This is a genomic window from Curtobacterium sp. MCBA15_012, from assembly GCF_001864935.2.
In the GTDB taxonomy this organism is placed as follows: domain Bacteria; phylum Actinomycetota; class Actinomycetes; order Actinomycetales; family Microbacteriaceae; genus Curtobacterium.
Genome location: NZ_CP126267.1, coordinates 3,447,697 through 3,473,198, shown reverse-complemented (window position 1 = coordinate 3,473,198; position 25,502 = coordinate 3,447,697). Strand labels below are relative to the sequence as shown.

Sequence of the window (25,502 nt, the reverse complement as noted above, 5' to 3'; positions counted from 1 at the left end):
ACACTGCAATGACCACCGTGACCGACGCGCCGGAGGCGACCACCGCCTCCCGGCCGACCACCTCGTCCGCCTTCGGGCCCCGCCAACTGGCGGCGGGCCTCCCGGGCGCCCTGCGCAAGCTCGACCCGCGCCTGATGTGGCGCAACCCCGTCATGTTCATCGTCGAGGTCGGTGCCGCGCTCACCACGGTGACCGCCTTCGTCGAGCCGTCCGCGTTCACCACCGCGATCGCGGTGTGGCTCTGGCTGACGGTGGTCTTCGCCAACCTGGCCGAGGCCGTGGCCGAGGGCCGCGGCAAGGCGCAGGCCGACACCCTCCGCAAGACCCGCTCCACCACGAGCGCACGGCGCGTCCGCGGGTACGACGCGGCCGGCGACCCGGCCGCCCTGCGGGCCGAGACCGAGGAGCTGGCCTCCGTCGACCTCGCCAAGGGCGACGTCGTGGTCGTCGTCGCCGGTGAGGTGGTCCCGGGCGACGGCGACGTCATCGACGGCATCGCGAGCGTCGACGAGTCGGCCGTCACCGGCGAGTCCGCGCCCGTCATCCGGGAGTCGGGCGGTGACCGCAGCGCGGTGACCGGCGGCACCCGGGTGCTGTCCGACCGGATCGTGGTGCGCATCACGTCCACGCCCGGCGAGACCTTCATCGACCGGATGATCCGGCTCGTCGAGGGTGCCGCCCGCCAGAAGACGCCGAACGAGATCGCGCTGAACATCCTGCTCGCGTCGCTGTCGATCGTGTTCGTGATCGTCTGCCTCACGATGCAGCCCATCGCGGGCCTCGTCGGCGCCACGGTCAGCGTGCCCGTGCTCATCGCCCTGCTCGTCTGCCTCATCCCGACCACCATCGGCGCGCTGCTCTCCGCGATCGGCATCGCCGGCATGGACCGGCTCGTGCAGCACAACGTCCTGGCGATGTCGGGCCGCGCGGTCGAGGCCGCCGGTGACATCACCACGCTGCTGCTCGACAAGACCGGCACGATCACCTACGGCAACCGCCAGGCGTCCCGCGTCGTCCCGGTGCCCGGCGTGACCGTCACGACGCTCATGGAGGCGGCAGCGCTGTCGAGCGCCGCCGACAGCACCCCCGAGGGACGGTCCATCGTCACGCTCGCGGCAGCAGACGGGGTCGCACCCGGGACGCCCGCCGGCGCGGTCGAGGTGCCGTTCACGGCGCAGACCCGCATGTCCGGCCTCGACCTGGCCGACGGCTCGCAGATCCGCAAGGGCGCCGCGGCCGCCGTGCTCGCCTGGGCCGGGTCCGCGGACGCCGCGGTCGTCGCCTCGGTGGACGCCACCGTCGCCGAGGTCTCCGACCAGGGCGGGACGCCGCTCGTCGTCGGACGGCGCGACGCCTCCGGGACCGTGGCGCTGCTCGGCGTCGTGCACCTGAAGGACGTCGTCAAGGAGGGCATGGCCGCCCGGTTCGCCGAGCTCCGCAGCATGGGCATCCGCACGGTGATGATCACCGGCGACAACCCGCGCACCGCCAAGGCGATCGCCGCCGAGGCCGGGGTGGACGACTACCTCGCCGAGGCCACCCCGGAGGACAAGCTCGCGCTCATCAAGCGGGAGCAGGAGGGCGGCAACCTCGTCGCCATGACCGGCGACGGCACGAACGACGCCCCGGCCCTGGCACAGGCGGACGTCGGCGTGGCGATGAACACCGGCACCACCGCTGCGAAGGAGGCCGGCAACATGGTCGACCTCGACTCCGACCCGACGAAGCTCATCGACGTCGTCCGGATCGGCAAGCAGCTGCTCATCACCCGCGGTGCGCTGACGACCTTCTCGATCGCCAACGACGTCGCGAAGTACTTCGCGATCATCCCGGCCATGTTCCAGGCGGCGTTCCCCGGCCTCGCGGCGCTCAACGTCATGGGACTGCACAGCCCGTCGTCCGCGATCCTGTCCGCGGTCGTCTTCAACGCCCTCGTCATCGTGGCGCTCATCCCGCTCTCCCTGCGGGGCGTGCGCTACCGGGCGGCCTCTGCGTCGTCCGTCCTCGGACGCAACCTGCTCGTCTACGGGCTCGGCGGCGTCATCGTCCCCTTCGTCGGCATCAAGCTGATCGACCTCGTCGTCGGTCTCATCCCGGGGTTCTAGTCCAATGGCATCTGTACGGTCCACCTTCCGCTCCACCGGTGTGGCGATCCGCCTCACCCTCCTGTCCACCGTCGTCCTCGGTGTCGTCTACCCGCTCGCGGTGTGGGGCGTCGGCCAGGCCGCCTTCCGCGACCAGGCGAACGGGTCGATGGTCACCGACTCCTCCGGCAAGGTCGTCGGCTCGTCCCTCATCGGGCAGTCGTTCGACGGCAAGGGCGCCGACCGCTGGTTCCAGTCGCGCCCGAGCGCCGCGGGCGAGGAGGGCTACGACGCGAACGCCTCGTCCGGCTCGAACCTCGGCCCGTCGAACCCCGACCTGCTCAAGGCGGTCGAGGAGCGCCGCGCCGCCGTGGCGAAGGCCGACGGGGTCAGCGCCGCCGAGGTGCCGGCCGACGCGGTCACCGCCTCGGGCTCGGGCCTCGACCCGGACATCAGCCCGGAGTACGCGCTCCAGCAGGTGTCCCGGGTGGCCTCGGCCCGCGGGCTGTCCGAGGACGCCGTCCGCACGCTCGTCGACGAGCACACCGAGGCCCGGCAGCTCGGGTTCCTCGGGGAGCCGGTCGTCAACGTGCTCGAGCTGAACCTGGCGCTCGCGGCGACGCGCTGACGCGGGGGCGGGGCGCGGCCGTGGTTGCGGCCGTGGTCGCGCCCCGCGCTGCTGCGGCCCGCACAACCGGAAGCACCTCGCACCACGGAATCTCGTGGCGCGACGTGCTCCCGGTTGTGCAGACGCACGTCGAACCACCCCGCGCCAGCTGCCACCACCCCGCGCCGCGCCACCACCGCCCCGCGCCACCACCCCGCGCCAGCCGCCACCGCCACCCCACCACCGACCGAACAGCGAGAGGATGAGCCCGTGAAGCGAGGCAAACTGCGGGTCCTGCTCGGCGCGGCCCCCGGCGTCGGCAAGACGTTCACGATGCTCGAGGAAGGGCACCGCATGCAGGCCGAGGGCCGCGACGTGGTGGTCGCCGTCGTCGAGACCCACGAGCGTGCCGCCACCGCCGCCCTGGTCGACGGGCTCGAGGTCGTCCCCCGCCGGGTCGTCGAGCACCGCGGGGTCGCCCTCGACGACATGGACCTCGACGCGGTGATCGCCCGCGCCCCCGACGTCGCCCTCGTCGACGAACTCGCGCACACGAACGCGCCCGGCAGCCGGAACGAGAAGCGCTGGCAGGACGTCCAGGCGCTCCTCGCCGCGGGCATCAGCGTCATCTCGACGGTGAACATCCAGCACATGCAGTCCCTCGGCGACGTCGTCCGCGAGATCACCGGCACGGTGCAGCGCGAGACCGTCCCCGACGCCGTGGTCCGCGCGGCCGACCAGATCGAGGTCGTCGACCTCGCCCCGGCCTCCCTGCGCGAGCGGCTCTCCGACGGGCTGGTGTACCCGGCCGCCCGGATCGACGCCGCGCTGTCCAACTACTTCCGGCTCGGCAACCTCACCGCCCTGCGCGAGATCGCCCTGCTCTGGCTCGCCGACGAGGTCGACGACGCGCTCAAGGCCTACCGCGCCGAGCACGGCATCGACCACCGCTGGGAGACCCGCGAACGCGTGCTCGTCGCACTGACCGGCGGCCCCGAGGGCGAGACGCTCCTGCGCCGCGGCGCCCGCATCGCCGCCCGGAGCGCCGGCGGAGAGCTCGCCGCCGTGCACGTCACGACGAACGACGGCCTCCGGGTCCGCCACCCCGGTGCGCTCGGCAAGCAGCGCGCCCTGCTCGAGCAGCTCGGCGGGACGTACCACCAGGTCGTCGGCGACGACGTGCCGTCCACCCTCGTCCGGTTCGCCCGGTCGGTCGACGCGACGCAGATCGTCATCGGGGTCAGCCGTCGCTCGCGTCTGGCCGCCGCCATCACCGGACCGGGCATCGGCAACACGGTCATCCAGGAGTCCGGCGACATCGACGTGCACGTCGTGACGCACGAGCGCGCCGGCGGCGGGTTCGCCCTGCCGAAGCTCGGCGGCAGCCTGTCCCGCGCCCGGATCGCCGCGGCGTTCGTCCTGTCGCTCACCGTCGGGCCGCTGCTCACCTGGCTCCTGTCGCGCACGGACGACCCGGACTCGATCACGGTCGACGTGCTCGCGTACCAGCTGCTCGTGCTCGTCGTGGCCCTGGTGGGCGGGATGTGGCCCGCCGTGTTCGCCGCGGTGCTGTCCGGGCTGAGCCTCGACTTCTTCTTCGTGCAACCCCTCTACCAGGTCACCGTCCAGCAGCCGTGGCACCTCGTGGCCCTCGTGATGTACGTGATCAGCGCCGTGCTCGTCAGCTTCGTGGTCGACCGGTCGGCCCGGCGGAGCCGCGAGGCACGCCGTGCGGCAGCCGAGTCCGGGCTCCTCGTCGGCATCGCCGGCAGCGTCCTCCGTGGCGACGACGCCCTGCAGGCGCTGCTCGACCGCACGCGCGAGGCGTTCGGCTTCACCGGCGTGCGGATCCGGCAGGGCGACGAGGTCCCGGCCACGTCCGGGACGTTCGAGGGCACGCCGGACGCGACCACGAGCCTCCCGTCCGGCGCCGTCCTGGAGTTCGCGGGCGCACCCGACGACCCGACCCAACGACGGCTGCTGCGGGTCGTCGAGCAGCAGCTCGACGCCGCGGTGGAACACCGCCGGCTCACGCGCACCGCGGTCGACGCGGAGCGCATCGCGGCCGCGGACCGCGTCCGCAGCGCCCTCCTGGCGGCCGTCGGCCACGACGTCCGTCGCCCGATCGCGGCGGCCTCGGCCGCCGTGCAGACGCTGAGCGCCTCCGACATCGAGCTCACCGACACCGACCGGGAGGCGCTGCTCACGACCGCCGACGAGAGCCTGCGCCAGCTCGCGGTGCTGTTGGCCGACCTGTTGGACGTCAGTCGCGTGCAGGCCGGGGTGCTCGCCGTGACCCCGCTGCCAACCGCCCTCGAGACGGTCGTCGCCCCCGCTCTCGACGAACTCGAGCTCGGCCCGGACGACGTCGACCTCGACCTGCCGGGCGAGCTGCCGCCGGTCCTGGCTGACCCGGTCCTGCTGCAGCGCGTCGTCGTGAACCTGCTCGCCAACGCCTCGCGCTACGCCCCCGAGGGCACGCGCGTCCGGATCGCGGCGAGCGCCTTCGGCGGCGGCGTCGAACTGCGCGTGGCCGACCACGGGCCGGGCATCCCCGAGGACCGGCGCGACGAGGTGTTCCAGCCGTTCCAGCGGCTCGGCGACACCGACAACGAGACCGGGCTCGGGCTGGGGCTCGCCCTGGCGCGGGGGTTCACCGAGGGGATGGGCGGCACGATCGAGGTGGACGACACCCCCGGCGGCGGACTCACCGTCGTCGTGCGGCTGCCGATCGCGGGGCACGTGGGCGTGGAGGTCCGAGCATGAAGGTCCTGATCGCCGACGACGACGCCCAGCTCGTCCGGGCGCTCGCCGTCACCCTCGCCGCCCGCGGGTACGAGGTCGCCACCGCGCGGGACGGCCGCGCCGCGATCGACGCCGTGATCACCGAGCGCCCGGACATCGTCCTGCTCGACCTGGGGATGCCCCGGCTCGACGGCATCGGGGTGCTCGAGGGCATCCGCGCCTGGTCGCAGGTCCCCGTGCTGGTGCTCTCCGGCCGGACCGACTCGTCCGACAAGGTGGACGCGCTCGACGCCGGCGCGGACGACTACGTGACGAAACCGTTCCAGATGGACGAGCTGCTCGCCCGGCTCCGCGCCCTCGGCCGACGGCAGGCCACGGCAGCGGCGACCGCCGGGGCGACCCCCACCGTGGCGGTCGGCGACCTCGTGGTCGACCTCGTCGCGAAGCAGGTCACGCCGCCGACGGGGCCCGCGATCCGGCTCACCCCGACCGAGTGGCGGCTGCTCGAGGTGCTCGTGACGAACCCCGGGCGGCTGATGACCCGCGAGATGCTCCTCACCGAGGTGTGGGGCCCGACGCACGGCAACGACTCCGGGTACCTGCGGCTGTACATGGCGCAGCTGCGGCGGAAGCTCGAGCCGGAGCCGTCGCACCCGCGGTACCTGGTGACCGAGTCGGGGATGGGGTACCGGTTCGACCCGACCGGCGGCTGACCCCGCGCCGCGGGCCCTTCCGCCCGCGGCGTGCCGCTCGCTACCGTGTCGGCATGACCGAGTCACCGTCCGGGGCCGTGTCGGTCCCCCTCGCTGCCCCCGTCCACGCGCAGGCCCTGCGCTACACCCGGCTGTTCGACGGCAAGCCCTTCGCCGAGGCCGTCCTGGTCTACCGGGCGAACGGGTCGTACACGATCCTGTCGCCCGGCGAGGACCACCACGGCAGCTACGTCGCCACCGCCGACGTCCGCTCGGGCCCGGTCGAGGTCGACTTCATCTCGTGGCCGTCGGCGGACTGGGACGACGACGTCGCCCGGCACACCCTGCGCTTCGACCGGCAGGACGGCAGCTTCCGCCAGGAGCTCCGGCTGCCCGGGACGTCCGAGCCGCTGCACCAGGCGGGGATCTTCCGCGCGGTGGACGTCGCGGACCTCGTCGGTGCGCACGGGTGGGCCGCCGTGCGGGAGCGGTACGCGGCCACGTTCGCCGAGCTGGACGAGGCAGCGACGCGGTGACGCAACGCCCCGGCTCCTGACGCCCGGCACCCGCTCGCCTGCCTCGGTCCCGCTCCGTCCCGTACTGTCCCGCTCCCTTCCGCGGATGGAGCAGACGATGTCGGGTGCGGCCGCCCCACCCGACATCGTCTGCTCCATCGACGCGACCGGACGACGCCGGACGGTACCGTCGAGCCGTGACGATCGCGCTGCGCCGGGTGACGGCGGACGACTGGCAGGAGTGGCGGACGGTCCGGTTGGCGGCGCTCGCCGAGGCGCCCGACGCGTTCGGCTCGACCCTCGCCGACTGGCAGGACGCCCCCGAGGGCCGCTGGCGCACCCGTCTGTCGCTGCCGGACGCGGTGGACCTGCTCGCGGTCGACACCGAGCACGAGCACGAGCACGAGCACGAGCACGACCACGCACGCCACGACCACGACCACGTCATCGGCATGGCCACCGGTGTGCCCGACGTCGACGACCCCCGCCGGGCCGAGCTCATCTCGATGTGGGTCGCCCCGGAGGCCCGCGGCAGCGGCGTCGCCCGGCAGCTCATCGACGCCGTCGCCCGCGCGATGGCCGAGCACGGCGCCGAGCACCTCGAGCTCTCCGTGATGCCCGACAACGACCGCGCCCGCCGCAGCTACGAGCGCGCCGGGTTCGCCCGCACCGACACCCTCGGTGACGTGCTGCCCGACGGCCGACACGAGCTCGTGATGTCCCGCGACCTCGCGGCGGAGCGCACCCTGCTCGCCTACGAACGCGGGGCCGACCGGTACGCCGACCGCACCGACGACCACCGTTCGGGCCTCGTCGACGACCTGCTCGCCCTCGTGCCCGCCGGGTCGCACGTCCTCGAGCTCGGCTCCGGTCCCGGTCGCGACGCCGACGCGCTCGAGGCCGCCGGACTGCGGGTCGACCGGACCGACGGCGCCGCGGCGTTCGTCGACCGGCTCCGCGCGGCCGGACACGACGCCCGCCTGCTCGACGTCCGGCGCGACGACGTCGGACCGGACGAAGGCGTCCGGCGCGACGACGTCGGACCGGACGAAGGCGTCCGGCGCGACGACGTCGGACCGGACGAAGGCGCCCGGCCCGACGACGCCCGGCCCGACGACGACGCCCGGCCCGGCACCGCCGCAGGCTGGGGCGGACCCTACGACGCCGTGTTCGCGAACGCCGTCCTGCTGCACGTGGACCGGGACGCCACCGGCCCCGTCCTCGAACGTGCCCGCCGCGCGGTCCGCCCGGGCGGGGTCCTCGCCGCCACGGTCAAGCGCGGCGACGGTGCCGGCTGGAGCGACCGCAAGCTCGACGACCCGCGCTGGTTCACCTACTGGACCGAGGACGCCCTCGCCGCCGTCGTGTCCGCAGCCGGCTGGCACGGCGTGCACGTCCGCGAGACCACCCGTCCCGGCGCCGACGAGCGCTGGCTGACCGTCACGGCCCACCGGCCGGAGGAGGACTGACCGTGCACCGTGCCCTGCGAGGGACCGCCTGGGTCCTGACCGTCGTCGTCCTGCTCGTGGTGGCGTTCCTCGTGTACGCGCACATCGTGATGCCGGGCACCCGCAGCGCAGCGCTGCAGGTCTGGCGGGACGACCGCGTGGCCGTCCGGGACGCCGGCGACGCCGTCGTGATGACCCCCACCGGCACCGCGGACGGGAAGGGGATCGTGTTCGTCCCCGGCGCGAAGGTCGACCCGTACGCCTACATGGCGACGTTCCGGCAGGTGGTCGCCGCGGGGACGACGGTCGTCATCACGAAGCCGACGCTCAACCTGGCGTTCTTCGACACGCGTCCGCTGTCGACGTTCGAGGCGCACGCACCGCGGGTCACCACGTGGGCCGTCGGCGGGCACTCCCTCGGCGGGGTCCGTGCGTGCCAGCTCGCCCGAGAGGCCGGCGGGCTCCTGCTCCTCGGCAGCTACTGCGCGGACGACCTGTCGGACACCGACCTCGACGTGCTGAGCGTCTCCGGGTCACGCGACGGGTTGTCGACCCCGGCGAAGGTCGCCGCTGCGCGCGGGAAGCTGCCGGCGGACGTGCGGACGGTCGAGGTCGTCGGCGCGAACCACGCGGACTTCGGCGCCTACGGCGACCAGCCCGGTGACGGGACGGCGACGATCCCGCGCGCGCAGGCGCGCAGCGAGATCGCCGCGGCGATCGAGGACTGGGTCCGCACCCTCGGCTGACACGTCCGGACGGCTGACGCGACCGGACGACGGACGGGAGGCACGGAGCGGGTCCGCCCCGTGCCTCCCGTCCGCCACGAACGCGGCCGGAGGCGCGTGACCGGCCCGCACTGCGCCTCCAGGCCGACACGCACCGGACGGGAGGCGCGTGACCGGCCCGTCATGCGCCTCCCGTCCGCGTCCCTACGCCGCGGTGCGCTCGCGGCGGCGCGTGAGGCGCGCCACCACGTACAGGACCACGCCCACGAGCAGCAGCACCGCGGCGTACAGCCAGACCTGCCCGCTCTGCTGCGTGAGCAGCAGGATGCACGAGGCCACACCGAGCACCGGCACGGCGGTCCAGACCCGGAAGTGGTCGTGCTCGACCTTGTCCTTCCGCAGCACGAGCACCGCGACGTTCGTGCTGATGAACACGATCAGCAGCAGGAGGACGACCGTCTCGGCGAGCGTGCCGACGTCGCCGACGAGCGTGAGCAGCATCGCGACGACGGTGGTCGCGACGATGGCGGTCCACGGGGTCTTCCGGTTCGGCAGGACCTTGCCGAGCAGGCTCGGCAGCAGCCGCTGCTCGGCCATGCCGTAGGTCACGCGGCTCGCCATGATCATCGTGAGCAGGGCGCCGTTCGCGACGGCCACGAGCGCGATCAGGCTGAACACCCAGTCGGGGATCGGCACGCCCGACGCGGACACGACGGCGAGCAGCGGGCCGCTCGAGTCGGAGAGCTCCGACGCGGGCAGGGCGATCGAGCTGGCGAGGCCGACGAGCACGTAGACGACACCGGCGGTCGCGAGGGCGCCGAACAGGGCCTTCGGGTAGACCTTGCGGGGCTCGCGGACCTCCTCGGCGACGTTCGCCGACGTCTCGAAGCCCACGAACGAGTAGTAGGCGACGATCGCGGCGCTCAGGGTCGCGAGGGCCGGGTTCGCCTCGGCCGGGAAGGCCCCGACGCGCGAGACGTCACCGCCGCCACCGCCGAGCATCACCGCGACGACCACGACGACGATGACGAGGCCGGACACCTCGATGATGGTCATGACGACGTTGCTCTTCAGCGAGTCCGAGATGCCGCGGGCGTTCAGGCACGCGACGAGGGCCAGGAACACGATCGCGGTCGGCACCGGCGGCAGGTCGACGAACGTGCCGAGGTAGTCGCCGGCGAAGGCCAGGGACAGCCCGGCGGCGCTCGTGACCCCGGCGGCGAGCATGCTGAAGCCGACCAGGAACGACACGATCGGCACCTTGTAGGCCCGCTCGGCGAAGACCGCGGCACCGCCCGCCTTGGGGTACTTCGTCACGAGCTCGGCGTAGGACCCGGCGGTGAGCAGGGCGAGGAGCAGCGCGAGGACGAGCGGTGCCCACAGTGCGCCGCCGACGTCCTTCGAGAGCGTCCCCATCAGGGCGTAGATGCCGGCGCCCAGGACGTCGCCGAGGATGAACAGGTAGAGCAGGGGGCCGGTGATCGCCTGCTGGAGCTTCGAGCCGGTCTCGCCCTGGGGGCGTGCGGCGGTGTCGCTGGTCATGGTGGTGCCTTCCGTCCCGGTCAGCGTCACCGAGGGGGCCTCACCGGGCTCCCGGAACGTCCACTGGGCGCAGGCGGTTGTCCGTTCCTCCACAGGCGTCGGACCGGTGAACGCTGTCCACAGGTGCGTGCGGCACCGGAACGGCGGACCCGGCCCGGTCCTAGACTCGCCTGAGCACACGACGACGACGTCATACCGAGACAGCACGATGCACGCGGAGGATGCCATGACGACGCCGGACCGGCGCACACCAGCGCGACTCGCCGACACACGAGCGCTCCTGTTCGACCTGGACGGCGTCCTCACCCCCACCGCGGACGTGCACATGCGCGCCTGGAGCCGGCTCTTCACGCCGTACCTCGCGGCGCACGGGGTGGCCCCGTACACCGAGCAGGACTACTTCGCCTCGATCGACGGCAAGCCCCGCTACGACGGTGTGCGCACGCTGCTCGCCTCGCGCGGCATCGAGTTGCCCGAGGGCACCCCCGACGACGCACCCGACGCCGACACCGTGTGCGGGCTCGGGAACCGCAAGAACGCCGAGTTCACGGCCGAGCTCACCGAGCACGGCGTCGAGCCCTACCCCGGCTCGTTGCGGTTCCTGACCGCCGCGATCGACGCCGGCATGCACGTCGCGGTCGTGTCGAGCTCCGCGAACGCCACGCAGGTGCTGCGGACCGCGGGGATCCTCGACCGCTTCCCGGTCGTGGTCGACGGCCTCGTCGCACGACAGGACGGCCTCGCGGGCAAGCCAGCGCCGGACACCTACCTCGACGCCGCGGGCCGCTTCGGGCTGACCGCCGCCGAGTGCGTCGTCGTCGAGGACGCCACGAGCGGGGTCGAAGCCGGCCGCAACGGTGCCTTCGGGCTCGTCGTCGGCGTCGACCGCGGTGCCGGTGCCGACGCCCTGCGCGAGCACGGTGCCGACGTCGTCGTCACCGACCTCGCCGACCTGCTCGGCGAGCTGCCGGACGCGACCACGAGCACGGACCAGCCAGCCGGGCGGTAGCGCGCCGCGCCTCCCGTCCCCGACACCCCCACGACCTCCCTCCCACGGAGCACACACGCATGAACCCCATCACCTCCGACCCCCTGGACCGCGTCCGCTACCCGGTCGACGAGTGGGCGCTCGTCGAGACCGAGTACGCGCCCGACGAGCAGGGCGTCGCCGAGACGAACTTCGCGGTCGGCAACGGCTACCTCGGCCTCCGCGGCAACCTCGACGAAGGCCGGGGCGGCGTGCAGTACGGCACGTACGTCAACGGGTTCCACGAGACCTGGCCGATCCGGCACGCCGAGGACGCCTTCGGCTTCGCCAAGACCGGGCAGACGATCATCAACGCACCCGACGCCAAGGTGATCCGGCTGTACGTCGACGACGAGCCCCTGGTCCTCGCCGAGGCCGACGTCCTGCGCCACACCCGCCGGCTCGAGTTCCGCGGCGGCTACCTGTACCGCGAGACCGAGTGGTCGACGCCGTCCGGCAAGCGGGTCTGCATCCGCTCGAAGCGCCTGGTGTCCTTCACCGACCGGCACCTCGCCGTCATCGACTACGAGGTCACCGTGCTCGACGGTGACGCATCGCTGCTGCTCTCGAGCCAGATCCTCAACCGCCAGGACGTCCAGGACGAGTACCACGCGGGGATGCGGGCGGCCGCGAACGCCTTCGACCCGCGCAAGGCCGAGACGTTCACGCAGCGCGTGCTCGAACCGAAGCTCAAGCGCAGCACCGGCGGGCGCTCCCTGCTCGGCTACCAGGCCGCGAGTTCGGGCATGACGATCTGCGTCGGTGTCGAGCACCACCTGGAGACCGAGAACAGCTGGGACGAGTCCTCGTCGATCGAGGACGACCTCGCGAAGCACGTGTACCGGGTGCAGGCGCGCCGCGGGGTGCCGACCCGGCTCGTGAAGCACGTGGTGTACCACACGTCCCGCGGGGTGCCGGCCCGCGAGCTCGCCGACCGCTGCGACCGGACGCTCGACCGCGCCCGCACCGAGACGGTCGACGAGACGTTCGCGAAGCAGCGCGCGTGGATGGACGACTACTGGACCCGGAGCGACGTCGAGATCCCCGGGCAGCCCGAGATCCAGCAGGCCGTCCGGTGGAACCTCTACATGCTCGCGCAGGCGACCGCCCGGACCGACGGGCACGGCATCGCCGCCAAGGGCGTCACCGGGTCCGGGTACGGCGGTCACTACTTCTGGGACATGGAGATCTACGTCCTGCCGTTCCTGTCGTACACGGCGCCGATCGTGGCCCGGAACGCGCTGCGGTTCCGCTACAACATGCTCGACGCCGCGCGGTCGCGTGCCCGTGAGCTGAACCAACGCGGTGCCCTGTTCCCGTGGCGGACGATCAACGGCGAGGAGTCGAGCGCCTACTACGCCGCCGGTACCGCGCAGTACCACATCGATGCGGACATCGCCCACGCCCTCATGCAGTACGTGCGGGCCTCGGGTGACCGGGAGTTCCTCAAGCGCGGCGCGATCGACATCCTCGTCGAGACCGCGCGACTGTGGTCCGACCTGGGGTTCTGGCGGTCGAACGGCGACAAGAAGTTCCACATCGACGGTGTCACCGGACCCGATGAGTACACGACGGTCGTCGACGACAACCTCTACACGAACGTCATGGCGCGGGCGAACCTGTGGTTCGCCGTCAACGCCTGCCACGAGCTCGCGGTCGACGACCCCGAGGAGTACGGCCGCATGGTCCGGCGGACCGGGCTCCAGGAGTCCGAGGTCGTCGAGTGGGAGCACGCCGCCGAGTCGATGGAGATCCCCTTCGACCCGCACCGCGGCATCCACCCGCAGGACGCCCAGTTCCTCGACAAGGAGCTCTGGGACCTCGAGAACACGCCGGAGTCCAAGCGCCCGCTGCTGCTGCACTACCACCCGCTGGTCATCTACCGGTTCCAGGTGCTCAAGCAGGCCGACGTCGTGCTCGCGCTGTTCCTGCAGGGCCACGAGTTCACCGCCGCCGAGAAGCGCCGCGACTTCGACTACTACGACGCCCTGACCACCGGGGACTCGACGCTGTCGGCGGTCGTGCAGTCGATCATGGCGGCCGAGGTCGGGTACCACGACCTCGCGGCGCAGTACTTCCTCACGGCGCTGTACGTCGACCTCGCGGACCTGCACGGCAACACCTCGGACGGGGTGCACATCGCCTCGACCGGCGGCATCTGGGGCGCGCTCGTCAACGGCTTCGGGGGCATGCGCGACCACGGCGGGCGGATGACGTTCAACCCGCGGCTGCCGAAGGACTGGGAGCGTCTGACCTACCGGCTGACGATCCACGGTTCGCGCATCCGGGTCGACCTCGAAGAGGCCACGATGACGTTCACGGTCGAGACCGGCGACGGCTTCACCGCGTGGGTGCACAACCAGCAGTGGGACGTGCTGCCGGGGGAGCCGACCGTCGTGCCGCTGCCGCACCACGGCCCGCGGATGTCCGGCCACGCACCCACCACGAGCGACATCCAGGGCACGCTGCGCGCGGACGGGTCCGTCATCACGGCGTCGATCCCGACGATCTCGCTGGACCGGATGTTCGACGTCGACGAGACGACGGCCTGACGGCCTGACGGCCTGACGGCCTGACGGCCTGACGGCCCTGCCTGGAGGCGCGGTGCGGGTGGTCCCGCGCCGCGCCTCCGCTCGTGGTGGCGTCCGGCGGGGGCGGTCGTCGGTCGGCGTCCGCTCGACCTCCACGGGCGTCCAGCTGCCGGCGGGCACCGTGGTCCCTCGTGCCCCCGGGCCGATGGCGACTCCTGCGGCATGCATCGTGCAGCGAGAGGAGACGACCATGGACAAGCGGTTCGAGGGCAAGATGGCGATCGTCACGGGAGCCGGTTCCGGCATCGGTGAGGCCACGGCACGGGCGTTCGTCGACGAGGGAGCCGTCGTGCTCCTCGTGGACAGCGTCGAGGACAAGGTCCGGGCCGTCGCGGACAGCCTGCCGACCGGGCGCGCGGTGCCGTTGCGCGCCGACGTCGCCGATCCGGCAGCGTGGGAGACGATCGTCGCCGACGCCGTGGACCGGTGGGACCGGGTCGACGTCCTGGTGAACAACGCCGGCACGTTCACCTCGGGGGACATCACCGACATCGCCCCGGAGGAGTGGCGGCGCGTCATCGACACCGACCTGTCGAGCGTCTTCTACGGCACCCGGGCGGCACTGCCGTTCCTCCGCGAGACCAAGGGATCCGTCGTCAACACGTCGTCGGTGTCCGGCATGGGTGCCGACTGGCGGATGAGCCCGTACAACGCTGCGAAGGGCGGGGTCACGAACTTCACGAAGGCGGCGGCACTCGACAACGGCCACTTCGGCGTGCGGGTCAACGCGGTCGCACCGGGGCTGATCTGGACCGACATGACGCAGCAGCAGGCCGAGGACGAGGAACTCCAGCACGCCTTCGCCGAGCGGGTGTCCCTCGGCCGTGGCGGTCGCTCCGAGGAGGTCGCCGCCGCGATCCTGTTCCTGGCGAGCGACGCCGCGAGCTACATCACCGGCGCGGTGCTCCCCGTCGACGGTGGGACCACGGCGAGCAACGGGCAGCCCGCCCAGGCCTGACCGAGCGCCCGGGGCTCACAGGAGCTTCCGGAGCGTGTTCGTGTTGCGGGTCGTCGTCGTGCGCTTGAAGCGTGCGGCGGCGGCCCGCTTCGCGAACACGGTGTCGGTGCTCGACCCCTTCGGGCACGACCACCAGACGACGCCGTCGCCGCGGGCCACCCGCTCGACCGACTCGTCGACGGTCAGGTCCTCGAGCAGCGCGTCGAGCGCGGCGTCATCCGAGCCGAACACGACGTAGTCGTGCCGATCAGGACCGGACGGGAAGGGGAACCCGTCGACGATCGCCGCGAGCCGGTCGTGCGGGACGAGCACGATCCACGCGTCGTACCCGAACCGGTCGCGGAGCCCCTGCTCGACGGCCGCCTTGACCGTCCCGGCGTCGCCCGCGCCCACGTCTGCCGTGAAGACGACGTTGCCGGACGCGAGCACGGTCCGGACGTCGGTGTACCCGAGCTCCCGGAACAGCGCCGCGAGCTCGGCGCTCCGGATCGTGATCCCGTTGACGTTCACCCCGCGCAGCAGCGCGACCCACCTGGCCATGTCGGCACCGTAGCGTGCGGGACCGACGCATGGCGCGCCTCCCGTCCGTTCCGCAAGAAGTATTGCGCAACGTTTCTTGTGCACCTAGGCTCGAGCCATGTCCACCCAACGACTCGACGACGCAGCGCACATGCGTGCGCTCGCCCACCCGACCCGGCTGCGCATCGTCGGTCTCCTGCGTACCGGCGGGCCGCAGACCGCCGCGATGCTCGGGGAGCAGGTCGACGAGGCGCCCGGGACGATCAGCTACCACTGCGGTCGCCTCGCGGGGGCCGGGTTCATCGAACCGGCCCCGGAGCTCGGCACCGACCGGCGCGAGCGTTGGTGGCGGGCGGTCGCGCAGCACACGTCGTGGAACCTCGCCGACGCGTTCGACGACCCCGAGCGGATGCTCGCGGCCTCCGCCCTCGACCACACGGTCGCCGAGGCGTACGCCGCCGAGTACCGCGCCTTCATCGACGCGGTGCCGGCGCTGGGGCGCGAGTGGGTGGCGGCGTCCACCAGCGGTGACCGGGCGCTGCGGCTGACGGTCGACGAGCTCCGGGACCTCGGCGCGGAGCTGCAGGCAGTGCTCGACCGGTGGGAGGCCGTGAGCGATCAGCACGTGGCCGGCGACGGTGCCGAGCGGGTGACGGCAGTGGTCCAGAGCTACCGGTCGGCCCGGCCGTGAACGCGCACTGGCGGCTGCGGTCGCTCCTCGCGGTGCAGGTCGTCTCGCGCACGGGCAACGTCGCGACGACCATCGCCGTGCCGTTCGTCGTGCTCGCGCGTGGTGGGTCGGCGACCGACGTCGGGATCGCGGCCTTCGCGGCGACGGTCCCGATCGTGCTCGGTGGGGCGTTCGGCGGCGTGCTCGTCGAGCGGTTCGGCTTCGTCCGGTCGAGTGTCGTGTCCGACCTCGTCAGCGCTCTGACCCTCGCCGCGATCCCGGTGCTCGCCTGGACCGTCGGGCTGCCGTCGTGGGGGCTGCTCGTGCTCGTGTTCCTCGGCGGGTTGTTCGACACCCCGGGGGAGTCCGGGCGGCGGGTGCTCCTCCCCGGGCTGGCCGCGGCCGCGGGCATCCCGCTCGAACGGGCCGTCGGGCACTTCGAGGCGTCGGTGCGGTTCTCCGTGCTGCTCGGTGCGCCGGCGGCGGGGCTCCTCGTCGGTGCCGTCGGGCCGCTGCCGGCGCTGGCGGTCACCGCGGTGGTGTTCGCGGCCGCAGCGGTGCTCGCGGTGCTGACGCTCCGCGGAGTGTCGACGACCGCTCCTGGCGCCGCACCGGACGCGGCACCCGTGGAACCGTCGGCCGGGTACTGGCGCGACCTCGCCGCCGGGCTGCGGTTCTGCGTGCGCGACCCGTTGTTCCGCCTCGTCATCGCACTCGTGCTCGTCACGAACCTGCTCGACGCCGCTCGCTCCACGGCGCTGCTGCCGCTCTACGCCGACCGGGTGCTCGACGGGGCGCAGTCCCTCGGCATCGTCAGCGGGACCTTCGGCGGAGCGGCCTTCCTCGGGTCGCTCGCCTTCGGGTACGTCGCACACCGGGTCCCGCGCAGGATCACGTTCGTGGTCTGCTTCGTGCTGGCGGGCGGCCCGTCGCTCGTGGTGCCGGCGCTCGGGCTCGGGCTGCCGTGGGTGCTCGGCGCGTGCGTGGTGTCCGGGTTCGCTGCCGGGGCGCTCAACCCGATCCTCGGGGCCGTCGAGCTCGAGCGGATCCCGGCACCGATGCGGGCCCGCGTGTTCGGCCTGCTGTCGGCCGGGTCGTGGGCGGGCATCCCGCTCGGCGGGCTCTTCGGGGGGATCGCGGCGGACGGCATCGGGGTGACGGCGACGTTCGGCGTGGTGGCGGTCGTCTACACCCTCGTCACGCTGACCCCGCTGCTCGGTGGGTCGTGGCGGGCGATGGAACGCGGACCCGCGGCGTCGCCGGCGGCCCCGTCGCCGCCCGTCCCAGTGCCGTGAGGGGCGCGGCGCTGTCGCGCGCACAACGGGAGGCACGTCGCACCACGGAATCGCGTGGTGCGACGTGCTTCCTCTTGTGCGTGAGCACCCCGCGCCGCGGGTCGCCCGCGCCGCGGGTTGCCTTGTGCGCGAGCACCCCGCGCCGCCGCCCGCCCGCCGCACCGACTCCCTCGGAGCACCACGAGCGCCCCTCCGGTAGACGTGGTGCATGACTGACGAGCGACACGACGACGGCCAGGGTCCCGACGACGCACACGTGGTGCCGGAGGGGGTGTCCGAGGCGACCGTCGAGGCCCTCGGCACGCTGTCGGCAGCCGTCGAGGTGCTCGAGCACGCCCGCGGCCTGCTCTACGGGTTCCACCGCCTGACCGGGACGGCGGACCTCAACCTGGGCGACGCCGTCGAGCAGCTCCGGAAGGCCGGGCACACCGAGCTGGCCGAGCGGATCGACACCGAGCTGGTGGGGCGGAACGTGATCGACGGGCGCTGGACGTTCCAGATCGTCGAGGACTACGACGACAACTACTACGCCCTCGCCAAGGAGCTCGAGAAGACCGCTCGCGACGAGCTCGTCGGCGGGAAGCGCCACCTGTACGAGGCGAGCATGAAGGAGGACCGGCGCACCGACGGCCGACGCCGCCACGAGGCCAAGCCGGCCGACCTGCGCGACTGAACCCGCGCCTCCAGACCGCCCCGGCGGGAACCGCACCGTCCCACCGGACGCAGAACGGGCGGTCCCCCGCAGCGACACAGCGCTGCGGGGGACCGCCCGTCCGGTACCCGGCGGGGTCCGGGCCTCAGCCCACCCCGAGCAGCGCCTCGAGCGGCCCCCGCGCGAAGTACAGCAGGAAGCCCGCGGCGACCACGTACAGCAGCCACGAGACCTCGCGGCCGCGGCCGCGGCCGGACAGCAGCTTGATGAGCACCCAGCTGATGAAGCCGGCACCGATGCCGTTCGCGATCGAGTACGTCAGCGGCATCACGACGATCGTCAGGAACGCCGGCAGCGCAGCACCGAAGTCCGTCCACTCGATGTCCTTGACCTGCGCCACCATGAGCGCGCCGACGACGACGAGCCCGGCGGCCGCGACCTCGAGCGGGACGACCTGGGTCAGCGGCGTGAGGAACATCGACGCCAGGAACAGCAGGCCCGTGACGACCGAGGCCATGCCGGTGCGGGCGCCCTCGCCGATGCCCGACGCGGAGTCGATGAACACCGTGTTCGAGGACACCGAGGCACCACCACCGGCGACCGCGCCGACGCCCTCGACGACGAGCGCCGACTTCAGGCGGGGGAAGGTGCCGTCCGGGTGCGCGACGCCGGCGGCCTTCGCCAGGCCGGTCATCGTGCCCATGGCGTCGAAGAAGTTCGTGAAGACGAGGGTGAAGACGAGCATCGACGCGGCGACCGGGCCGATGCGGGTGAAGGCACCGAAGACGTCCGCGTGGCCGACGAGCGACAGGTCGGGCAGGGCGAACAGCGCGTTCGGCAGGCCCGGGGCGTTGAGGTTCCAGCCGGTCGGCGAGCTCACCGAGGTCGGCACCTGGAAGATCGCCTGCAGGATGATCGCGACGATCGTGGTGCCGACGATGCCGATGAGCAGCGCCCCCTTGACCTTGCGGGCCATGAGCGTGCCGATGACGACCAGGCCGATCAGGAACACGATGGTCGGCAGCGCGGCGACGGAGCCGTCCTCACCGAGCTGGAGCGGCGGCGACGCGTTCTTCGTGGTGCGCACGAAGCCGGAGTCGACGAGTCCGATGAACGCGATGAACAGGCCGATGCCGACGGTGATCGCGGCCTTGAGCTGCGCGGGCACGGCCGTGAAGATCATCGTCCGGATGCCGGTCAACGCCAGGATGACGATCACGACGCCGTTGATGACGACGAGGCCCATCGCCTCGGCCCACGTCACCTGGTGCACGACGCTCACGGCGAGGAACGAGTTGATCCCGAGCCCCGCGGCGATGCCGAACGGCAGGTTCGCGACGAGGCCCATGGCGATCGTCATGACACCGGCGACGAGGCCGGTGGCCGCGGCGACCTGCGCGTTCTGCAGCCAGCCGCCGAGGACGTCCTGCGGCGCCTGGTCCTGGCTGAACCCACCGAGGATGAGCGGGTTGAGGATGACGATGTACGCCATCGTCACGAAGGAGACGAGGCCACCACGGACCTCGCGGGGGATGCTCGACCCGCGCTGCGTGATCGAGAAGTAGCGGTCGAGGCCGGATGCGAAGCGGTTCCGGGGCGGGGTGTCGGTCTGCTGGGCGCTCACCGGGAGAGTTTACAGAACCCTGGGAGCGCGGCGCGTCGCGCTGGTCGGTGGTCACCACGACCGGCCGGGAGGCGCGGCTCGCCTCGACGGGGTACGGCACCTCGGGTGCCGGGTCGCGTTCTGCGGCCAGGCGCGGTGTTGGATGAACGGGTGAACGAACGTCTGGACCGCGCGCGCATCGAAGCCGCCGTGCGTGAGCTCCTCCTCGCCGTCGGCGACGACCCCGACCGCCCCGAGCTTGAGCGGACGCCGGCCCGCGTCGCCGACTCCTACGCCGAGTTCTTCGCCGGCATCGGGGTGGACGCCACCGCGATCGCCCGCTCCGGCGCCGTGCACTCCGAGGACGGCGAGCGCGGACGGCTCGTGGTCGTCCGGGAGGTGCGGTTCCGCTCGATGTGCGAGCACCACCTGCTGCCCTTCATCGGGGTCGCGCACCTGGCGTACGCGCCGGGCGAGCAGCTCATCGGCCTCGGGACGCTGTCCCGGGTGCTCGACACCGTCGCCTCGCGTCCGCAGCTGCAGGAGCGCCTCGGCGAGCAGGTCGCGGCCGCCGTCGCCGAGGGCCTCGACGCCGAGGGGGTGCTCGTCGTGCTCGACGCCCGGCACCAGTGCGTCACGGCGCGTGGCGAACGGCAGTCGGGCTCGTCGACCGTGACCGTCGCGGCGACCGGCAGCCTGGCCGACGCCGCGGGACGTGCCGAGGCGATCGCACTGATCGGTGCCGGAGCCGGCGCCGGGACCGACCACGAGGCGGACGCATGACGCACGAGCAGCCGACCACGGGCCTCCGTCCCGGGTCCACCGCACCCGGCTGGGTGGTGCCCGACCTGCGCGACCCGGTCCGGACCATCGGCCGGCGCACCTTCGACTTCGACCACCGCGTCGCCGTGATGGCCATCGTGAACCGCACCCCGGACTCGTTCCACGACAAGGGGGCGACCTTCGCGCTCGACCGGGCCGTCGAGGCCGCCGTGCGCGCCGCCGAGCAGGGCGCGGACTGGGTCGACATCGGCGGCGTGAAGTTCGCCCCCGGCCCCGAGCTCTCCGCCGAGGACGAGATCGACCGGGTGCTGCCCGTCGTGTCCCAGCTCGCACAGCAGTCCGACGTCGTGATCTCGGTCGACACCTTCCGCCCCGAGGTCGCCGCCGCGACGATCGCAGCGGGCGCCAGCGTCGTCAACGACACGACCGGCCTGTCCGACCCCCGGATGGCGGCCGTCGTCGCGGACTCCGACGCGACGATCGTCATCACGCACTCCACCGCCCCACCGCGGCAGCAGCTGCCGGAGCCGCCGCGCTACGCCGACATCGGCCGCGAGGTCGTCGACTTCCTGCGCGAGCGGGTCGACCGGGCGCTCGCCGCGGGCATCCCCGAGTCGCGGATCATCGTCGACCCGGGGCACGACCTCAACAAGAACACGGTGCACACGCTCGAGCTGACCCGACGTCTGCCCGAGGTCGTCGCGCTCGGCTACCCGGTGCTCGCCGCGGTGTCGAACAAGGACTTCGTGGGGGAGTCGCTCGGGCGTCCCCGCGGCGAGCGGTTGTCCGGGTCCCTGGCCGCCGCGACCGTGAGCGCGATGCTCGGCGCCCGGATCGTCCGGATGCACGACGTCGTCGAGAGCGTCGACGCCATGCGCATGGTCGAGGCGGTCCTCGGCTGGCGCGAACCCGTGGAAGCGAGGCACAACACGTGAGCGACCTGCCCCCCGCCCTGCCGGCGTCGATCGCCGACCTGTCGGACGACGAGCTGCTCGCCCGCTACACCGCCGACGTGCCGGACGGGCCCTGGCTGCGGGTGAACTTCGTGGCCACGCTCGACGGATCGGCGTCCGCCTCGGGCCGCACGGCCGCGCTCGGCGGCGACGACGACCTGCGCGTGTTCGACCTGCTCCGCCGGGTGGCCGACGTGGTGCTCGTCGCCGCCGGGACCGTGCGCGACGAGGAGTACGGCCCGATGGTGCTGCACGACGCCGACGTCGCGTGGCGCCGGGCCCACGGGATGCCCGACCACCCGGTGTTCGCGATCGTGACGAACTCGGGGTCGGTGGACGCGTCCTCGCGGGTGTTCACCGAGGCGCCCGTGCGGCCGCTCGTGCTGACGTCCGGGACCGGCGCCGCGTCGTCCTCCGGGCGTGCGCTGGCCGGCGTGGCGGACGTCGTGGAGTGCGGCGACACGGCCGTCGACGTGGGTGCGCTGCGTGCCGCCCTCGCGGAGCGGGGGCTCGACCGGGTCCACTGCGAGGGCGGGCCGTCGTTCCTCGGGGCGCTCGTCGCGGCGGACGCGGTGGACGAGCTGACGCTGACGATCGACCCGTCGCTCGAGGGCGGCGCGGGACCGCGGATCGCGACCGGCTCGTCACCCGAGCTGCGGCGGATGCGTCCGGCGCACGTGCTGCTCGGCGACGGCGGGGTGCTGCTGACGCGGTGGGTGCGGGCGCGCTAGTCGGCTGCTCGCCCGCTGGCCTGACCGCCGGGCGCGGCGACTCTGCCGACCGCGGTGTCGACCCGGCTAGGGTCGGTCGTGTGATCGACGTCGTGGTGTCCGGGGTCCTGTTCGACATGGACGGGACGCTCGTCGACTCGACCACCGTGGTCGAGGCGGCCTGGACCCGGTTCGGCGAGCGGCACGGCCTCGACCCGGTCGAGATCCTCGGGTTCTCCCACGGCCGCCAGACGATCGACACCGTCCAGCGCTTCCTGCCCGACCTGCCGCCGGCCCAGCAGCGGGCGATCGTCGACACGATGATCGCCGCGGAGATCGACTACACCGAGGGCATCGTCGAGGTCCCCGGGGCCGCAGGGTTCGTGCAGCGCCTGCTCGACGCCGGCGTGCCCGTGGCCCTCGTGACGAGTGCCCCGCGGGAGCTCGCCGTGAAGCGCATGGTCGCCGCCGGGGTTCCGGTGCCGGAGGCCCTCGTGCCGTCCGAGGACGCCGAGCGCAGCAAGCCGCACCCCGAGGGGTACCTCCGCGGGGCCGCCCTGCTCGGGGTGTCCGCCGAGCAGTGCCTGGCGTTCGAGGACGCCCCCGCCGGTGTCGAGGCCGCGCTGGCCTCCGGGGCCACGACCGTCGTCGTCGGCACCCTCACCGCCCCGGTCACCGAGGGACTGCCGCGCATCACGGGGTACGACGGGCTCACCGTCACGCCCGAGGGGGCCGGTTTCCGCGTCCGCGACTGAGCCTCATCGTGCTCGTCGAGACGCCTTCTCCGGGAAGGATTCGCCCGGGCCGTACTTCACCGAAGGGCCTCGTTTCTGCTCGCTCACCCGGACGAGGATCCGTTGGTCGACGAGGTCGCGCAGCACATCGCGAGCCGCGTACACATCCACGTCGAAGAGTCGCTGAACCGTGGCGTTGTTGACCGTTCCGTACTCGCGGACATGGTCCGTGACCTTCCGGGCACGGTCGGTGTCGGAGCGCGCCTGGTACGTGATCGCCGGGCCGAGGGCTGCTATCGAAGAACCTCGGAAGCGATAGGTCGGCTTCCGAGCGTTCTTGGTGCCAGCCGTTGGCTCGAGGAACCCTTCCTCGTCGTTGGCGATCCTCGTCAACAGGTTCTGAGCGGCTTCTTCGGGTCGCTGGACCACCGTCGCCAGCTTGGCGGCAGTGATGGTCTTGTTGGTCGTCAGGTACGAGACGAGAAGAAGAACGTCGGTGTCGTTCTGGTCGCGGTCGGGCAGCTCAGAGACGAACTTCGTGATCCGAGTGTTCGGCGGGCCTCCCGCGAGCTGGACGATCGTCTCAGGCCGCTCGCCCGTCCGGACGCCGACCGTGGGGGCCGACCTCCCGTTCCTGATCATCTCGCGGAACATGCGATCGACGCCCTGGCCCCACCGCTCTGCGAGCCCCAGCGAGCGGAGAGCATCCGCGAGAGCAGGGAACCGAGACTTCGGTGGATGGGTGAGGATGTTCTCGGGCGAGATCCCCGGAACCAGCGTTCCGGGCGACATGATCGTCAGGGCTTCGGGCGAGTGCTCCACTTGGATGGGCTGATGGTCGCGGTGATCCCCGTGCATGACGGCGTTGGTCAGCGCCTCGCGAACCGCAGTCAACGGGTAGTCCTCGATCTGGACCTGTTGGCCGGACCGGAGGTTCACCGGTGTCGTACCGATCCTGGCCTCGAGCAGGGCGACGAGCTCAGCGTAAGCAGTCAGCAACGGGCCGTGCCAACGGCGGCCGAGGTCTGTTTCGCCTCCTACAGAGATGCGGTGCTGGTACGACAGGACCTCGCGACCGTCTCGGGGGGCGCTCAGGAGGATCGCGCCAGCTCGGTTGAGGATGCCGGGGCTGTGGACGAGACCGAGAGCTGCGAGCAGGTCCTCGGTCCCAGAACCGGCCAGTGTGCTCAGTGCTGTGCTGGAGGAACGACGGACGTACGACCGGAGCAGGGACAGAGCATCTCCGTCGATGTCCGCGAGCGGTCGCAAGGAGGAAGCGGCGCTCCAGTCCCCACCACGTCTCTCGTCGTCGAGGCGGCTCACGTCGGCAGTGCTCATCGGCTCGCAGCGGTCCCCGACGCGCTTCGTCGGCATCTTCTGTCGGGAGGAGTAGACCTCGAGTCCCTCTCGAACCTCGATCACCAGCAACGTCACGCCGTGGTGGGTCAGCGGCTGCACCGACACGTCGAGGGACGGGCGCGTCACGTCGTAGATCCGTCGACGGAGGTACGTGGGGTCGAGGTCGGTTCCGATGAACGCGGCGGGCCCCTTGACGTCGTCTGCGACTCCCAGGACGATCGTCCCTCCGGTCGCGTTCGCGAAGCATGCCGCAGCATCCGCCATGTCGTGCGCGGTGTCCTGCTTGGACTTCTGTTCGCGTTTGAAGTCGAGGGTCTCGTTCTCGAGCTCGTTCGCCGTGGCCTGCGCGTCGTGGATCTGAGCGAGCAGCGATTCGACGTGGACCATGGAGTTTGAGCATCCTTTGGGTCGAGTGAGATTTTCTGACCAGCCCCAAACTGGAACAGGCGACAGTGCATCACGGGGTACGACGGGCTCACCGTCACGCCCGAGGGGGCCGGTTTCCGCGTCCGCGGCTGAGCGTCGGCTCCGGACTGCGAACGCGTCCAGGGCACGCCGACGACCGTGGAGCCCGCGGCCGGGACCACGGCCGCGCGCGTGACCGGGGCGAGCCCGGCGCGCGGCAGCTGTCGGAACCCCCGGCAGGCGTGTGCGGCCGGGAGCTCGGCCGCGGAAGGAGCGACCATGGCATCCCTCGACGGCAAGAAGATCCTCGTCATCGCGACGAACTACGGCGTGGAGCAGGACGAGATCGTCGTCCCCACCGACCAGCTGCGCGAGCGCGGCGCGGACGTGACCGTCGCGGCGCAGGAGTCCGGCTCGATCGAGACCCTCGTCGGCGACAAGGACCCGGGGAAGTCGGTCTCCGTCGACACCACCATCGGGAGTGTCAGCGGCGCGGGCGACTACGACGCGCTGGTCGTCCCGGGCGGCACGATCAACGCCGACACCATCCGCCAGGACGCCGACGCGGTCGCGCTCGTCAAGGCGTTCGCCGAGGCGGGCAAGCCCGTCGCCGCGATCTGCCACGGCCCGTGGACCCTCATCGAGGCCGGCGTCGTCTCGGGGAAGACGATCACCTCGTTCCCGTCGCTGCAGACCGACGTGCGGAACGCCGGTGCCGAGTGGGTGGACCGTGAGGTGCAGGTCGACGGCGGCCTCATCACCTCGCGCAACCCCGACGACCTGCCGGCGTTCGTCGACGCGATCGAGCAGGCGCTCACCGCCTGACCCCGCGTCGCTGCCAGGCCCGCACGGCCTGACCCCGTGACACGGCGCGGCCGGTCGTCC

Annotated in this window: 22 protein-coding genes; 18 read left to right on the top strand and 4 right to left on the bottom strand. The window is 72.5% G+C overall.

Annotation, left to right across the window (positions count from 1 at the left end; translation table 11 throughout):
• Positions 1-8: 8 nt before the first annotated feature.
• The 7 genes from kdpB to QOL15_RS16060 all read left to right on the top strand — a co-directional run bounded on the left by kdpB (position 9) and on the right by QOL15_RS16060 (position 8,837).
• A complete protein-coding gene (gene kdpB / locus QOL15_RS16090; protein ID WP_065964710.1) occupies positions 9-2,105 on the top strand; it encodes a potassium-transporting ATPase subunit KdpB in 2,097 nt (698 codons plus the stop codon).
• A 4-nt stretch (positions 2,106-2,109) separates the two neighbouring features.
• Positions 2,110-2,712, top strand: a complete 603-nt coding sequence (gene kdpC / locus QOL15_RS16085) for a potassium-transporting ATPase subunit KdpC (protein WP_071245991.1) — start codon at positions 2,110-2,112, stop codon at positions 2,710-2,712.
• Positions 2,713-2,961: 249 nt separating this feature from the next.
• Positions 2,962-5,457: an ATP-binding protein gene (locus QOL15_RS16080; RefSeq protein ID WP_065964315.1), complete on the top strand. Its 2,496-nt coding sequence runs from the start codon at positions 2,962-2,964 to the stop codon at positions 5,455-5,457.
• The gene (locus QOL15_RS16075; protein ID WP_071245993.1) at positions 5,454-6,149 is read left to right on the top strand and encodes a response regulator transcription factor; all 696 of its coding nucleotides are present in this window, start codon (positions 5,454-5,456) and stop codon (positions 6,147-6,149) included. Before QOL15_RS16080 ends, QOL15_RS16075 begins: the two co-directional genes overlap by 4 nt.
• Positions 6,150-6,202: 53 nt before the next feature.
• Entirely contained in the window at positions 6,203-6,664 is a 462-nt protein-coding gene (locus tag QOL15_RS16070) for a hypothetical protein (RefSeq protein WP_071245995.1), read from the top strand.
• Between the two features lie 176 nt (positions 6,665-6,840).
• On the top strand, positions 6,841-8,112 hold the full coding sequence (locus tag QOL15_RS16065) for a GNAT family N-acetyltransferase (RefSeq protein WP_305404875.1): 1,272 nt from the start codon (positions 6,841-6,843) through the stop codon (positions 8,110-8,112).
• 2 nt (positions 8,113-8,114) lie between these two features.
• Positions 8,115-8,837 (top strand): alpha/beta hydrolase, encoded by a 723-nt coding sequence (locus tag QOL15_RS16060; protein ID WP_071246004.1) that lies wholly within the window; start codon positions 8,115-8,117, stop codon positions 8,835-8,837.
• A gap of 183 nt (positions 8,838-9,020) precedes the next feature.
• Here QOL15_RS16060 and QOL15_RS16055 read toward each other — a convergent pair whose 3' ends face one another.
• Entirely contained in the window at positions 9,021-10,358 is a 1,338-nt protein-coding gene (locus QOL15_RS16055; protein ID WP_071246219.1) for an APC family permease, read from the bottom strand.
• A 226-nt stretch (positions 10,359-10,584) separates the two neighbouring features.
• Here QOL15_RS16055 and QOL15_RS16050 point away from each other — a divergent pair, with 226 nt between their 5' ends.
• From QOL15_RS16050 to QOL15_RS16040, 3 genes are all read left to right on the top strand, one after another.
• Complete coding sequence (locus tag QOL15_RS16050) at positions 10,585-11,367, top strand: HAD family phosphatase (RefSeq protein ID WP_071246221.1); 783 nt, start codon at positions 10,585-10,587, stop codon at positions 11,365-11,367.
• 59 nt (positions 11,368-11,426) lie between these two features.
• Positions 11,427-13,937, top strand: a complete 2,511-nt coding sequence (locus tag QOL15_RS16045) for a glycoside hydrolase family 65 protein (protein ID WP_065964303.1) — start codon at positions 11,427-11,429, stop codon at positions 13,935-13,937.
• Between the two features lie 229 nt (positions 13,938-14,166).
• The gene (locus tag QOL15_RS16040) at positions 14,167-14,934 is read left to right on the top strand and encodes an SDR family NAD(P)-dependent oxidoreductase (RefSeq protein ID WP_083393886.1); all 768 of its coding nucleotides are present in this window, start codon (positions 14,167-14,169) and stop codon (positions 14,932-14,934) included.
• A gap of 15 nt (positions 14,935-14,949) precedes the next feature.
• On the opposite strand, the gene QOL15_RS16035 is transcribed toward QOL15_RS16040, so the two are convergent.
• Complete coding sequence (locus QOL15_RS16035; RefSeq protein ID WP_065964301.1) at positions 14,950-15,474, bottom strand: DUF1697 domain-containing protein; 525 nt, start codon at positions 15,472-15,474, stop codon at positions 14,950-14,952.
• Between the two features lie 97 nt (positions 15,475-15,571).
• Between QOL15_RS16035 and QOL15_RS16030 the strand changes: the two genes are divergently transcribed.
• The 3 genes from QOL15_RS16030 to QOL15_RS16020 all read left to right on the top strand — a co-directional run bounded on the left by QOL15_RS16030 (position 15,572) and on the right by QOL15_RS16020 (position 18,091).
• Entirely contained in the window at positions 15,572-16,144 is a 573-nt protein-coding gene (locus tag QOL15_RS16030) for a transcriptional regulator (protein ID WP_071246006.1), read from the top strand.
• Positions 16,141-17,418, top strand: coding sequence for an MFS transporter (locus tag QOL15_RS16025; RefSeq protein ID WP_071246007.1), 1,278 nt, complete (start codon positions 16,141-16,143; stop codon positions 17,416-17,418). Before QOL15_RS16030 ends, QOL15_RS16025 begins: the two co-directional genes overlap by 4 nt.
• Before the next feature lie 208 nt (positions 17,419-17,626).
• Positions 17,627-18,091: a hypothetical protein gene (locus QOL15_RS16020; RefSeq protein ID WP_065962042.1), complete on the top strand. Its 465-nt coding sequence runs from the start codon at positions 17,627-17,629 to the stop codon at positions 18,089-18,091.
• Between the two features lie 124 nt (positions 18,092-18,215).
• On the opposite strand, the gene QOL15_RS16015 is transcribed toward QOL15_RS16020, so the two are convergent.
• Positions 18,216-19,694: an NCS2 family permease gene (locus tag QOL15_RS16015; protein ID WP_071246008.1), complete on the bottom strand. Its 1,479-nt coding sequence runs from the start codon at positions 19,692-19,694 to the stop codon at positions 18,216-18,218.
• A 150-nt stretch (positions 19,695-19,844) separates the two neighbouring features.
• Between QOL15_RS16015 and folE the strand changes: the two genes are divergently transcribed.
• The 4 genes from folE (at position 19,845) to QOL15_RS15995 (ending at position 22,874) form a co-directional block, all read left to right on the top strand.
• On the top strand, positions 19,845-20,456 hold the full coding sequence (gene folE / locus QOL15_RS16010; protein WP_253181628.1) for a GTP cyclohydrolase I: 612 nt from the start codon (positions 19,845-19,847) through the stop codon (positions 20,454-20,456).
• A complete protein-coding gene (gene folP, locus QOL15_RS16005) occupies positions 20,453-21,391 on the top strand; it encodes a dihydropteroate synthase (protein WP_071246010.1) in 939 nt (312 codons plus the stop codon). Before folE ends, folP begins: the two co-directional genes overlap by 4 nt.
• Complete coding sequence (locus tag QOL15_RS16000) at positions 21,388-22,140, top strand: pyrimidine reductase family protein (RefSeq protein WP_071246011.1); 753 nt, start codon at positions 21,388-21,390, stop codon at positions 22,138-22,140. The genes folP and QOL15_RS16000 overlap by 4 nt, the downstream gene beginning before the upstream one ends.
• A gap of 80 nt (positions 22,141-22,220) precedes the next feature.
• On the top strand, positions 22,221-22,874 hold the full coding sequence (locus tag QOL15_RS15995; RefSeq protein ID WP_083230201.1) for an HAD-IA family hydrolase: 654 nt from the start codon (positions 22,221-22,223) through the stop codon (positions 22,872-22,874).
• 3 nt (positions 22,875-22,877) lie between these two features.
• Here QOL15_RS15995 and QOL15_RS15990 read toward each other — a convergent pair whose 3' ends face one another.
• A complete protein-coding gene (locus tag QOL15_RS15990) occupies positions 22,878-24,599 on the bottom strand; it encodes an RNA-binding domain-containing protein (protein WP_071246013.1) in 1,722 nt (573 codons plus the stop codon).
• Positions 24,600-24,896: 297 nt separating this feature from the next.
• Here QOL15_RS15990 and QOL15_RS15985 point away from each other — a divergent pair, with 297 nt between their 5' ends.
• Entirely contained in the window at positions 24,897-25,442 is a 546-nt protein-coding gene (locus QOL15_RS15985) for a type 1 glutamine amidotransferase domain-containing protein (protein ID WP_065962051.1), read from the top strand.
• Positions 25,443-25,502 lie beyond the last annotated feature (60 nt).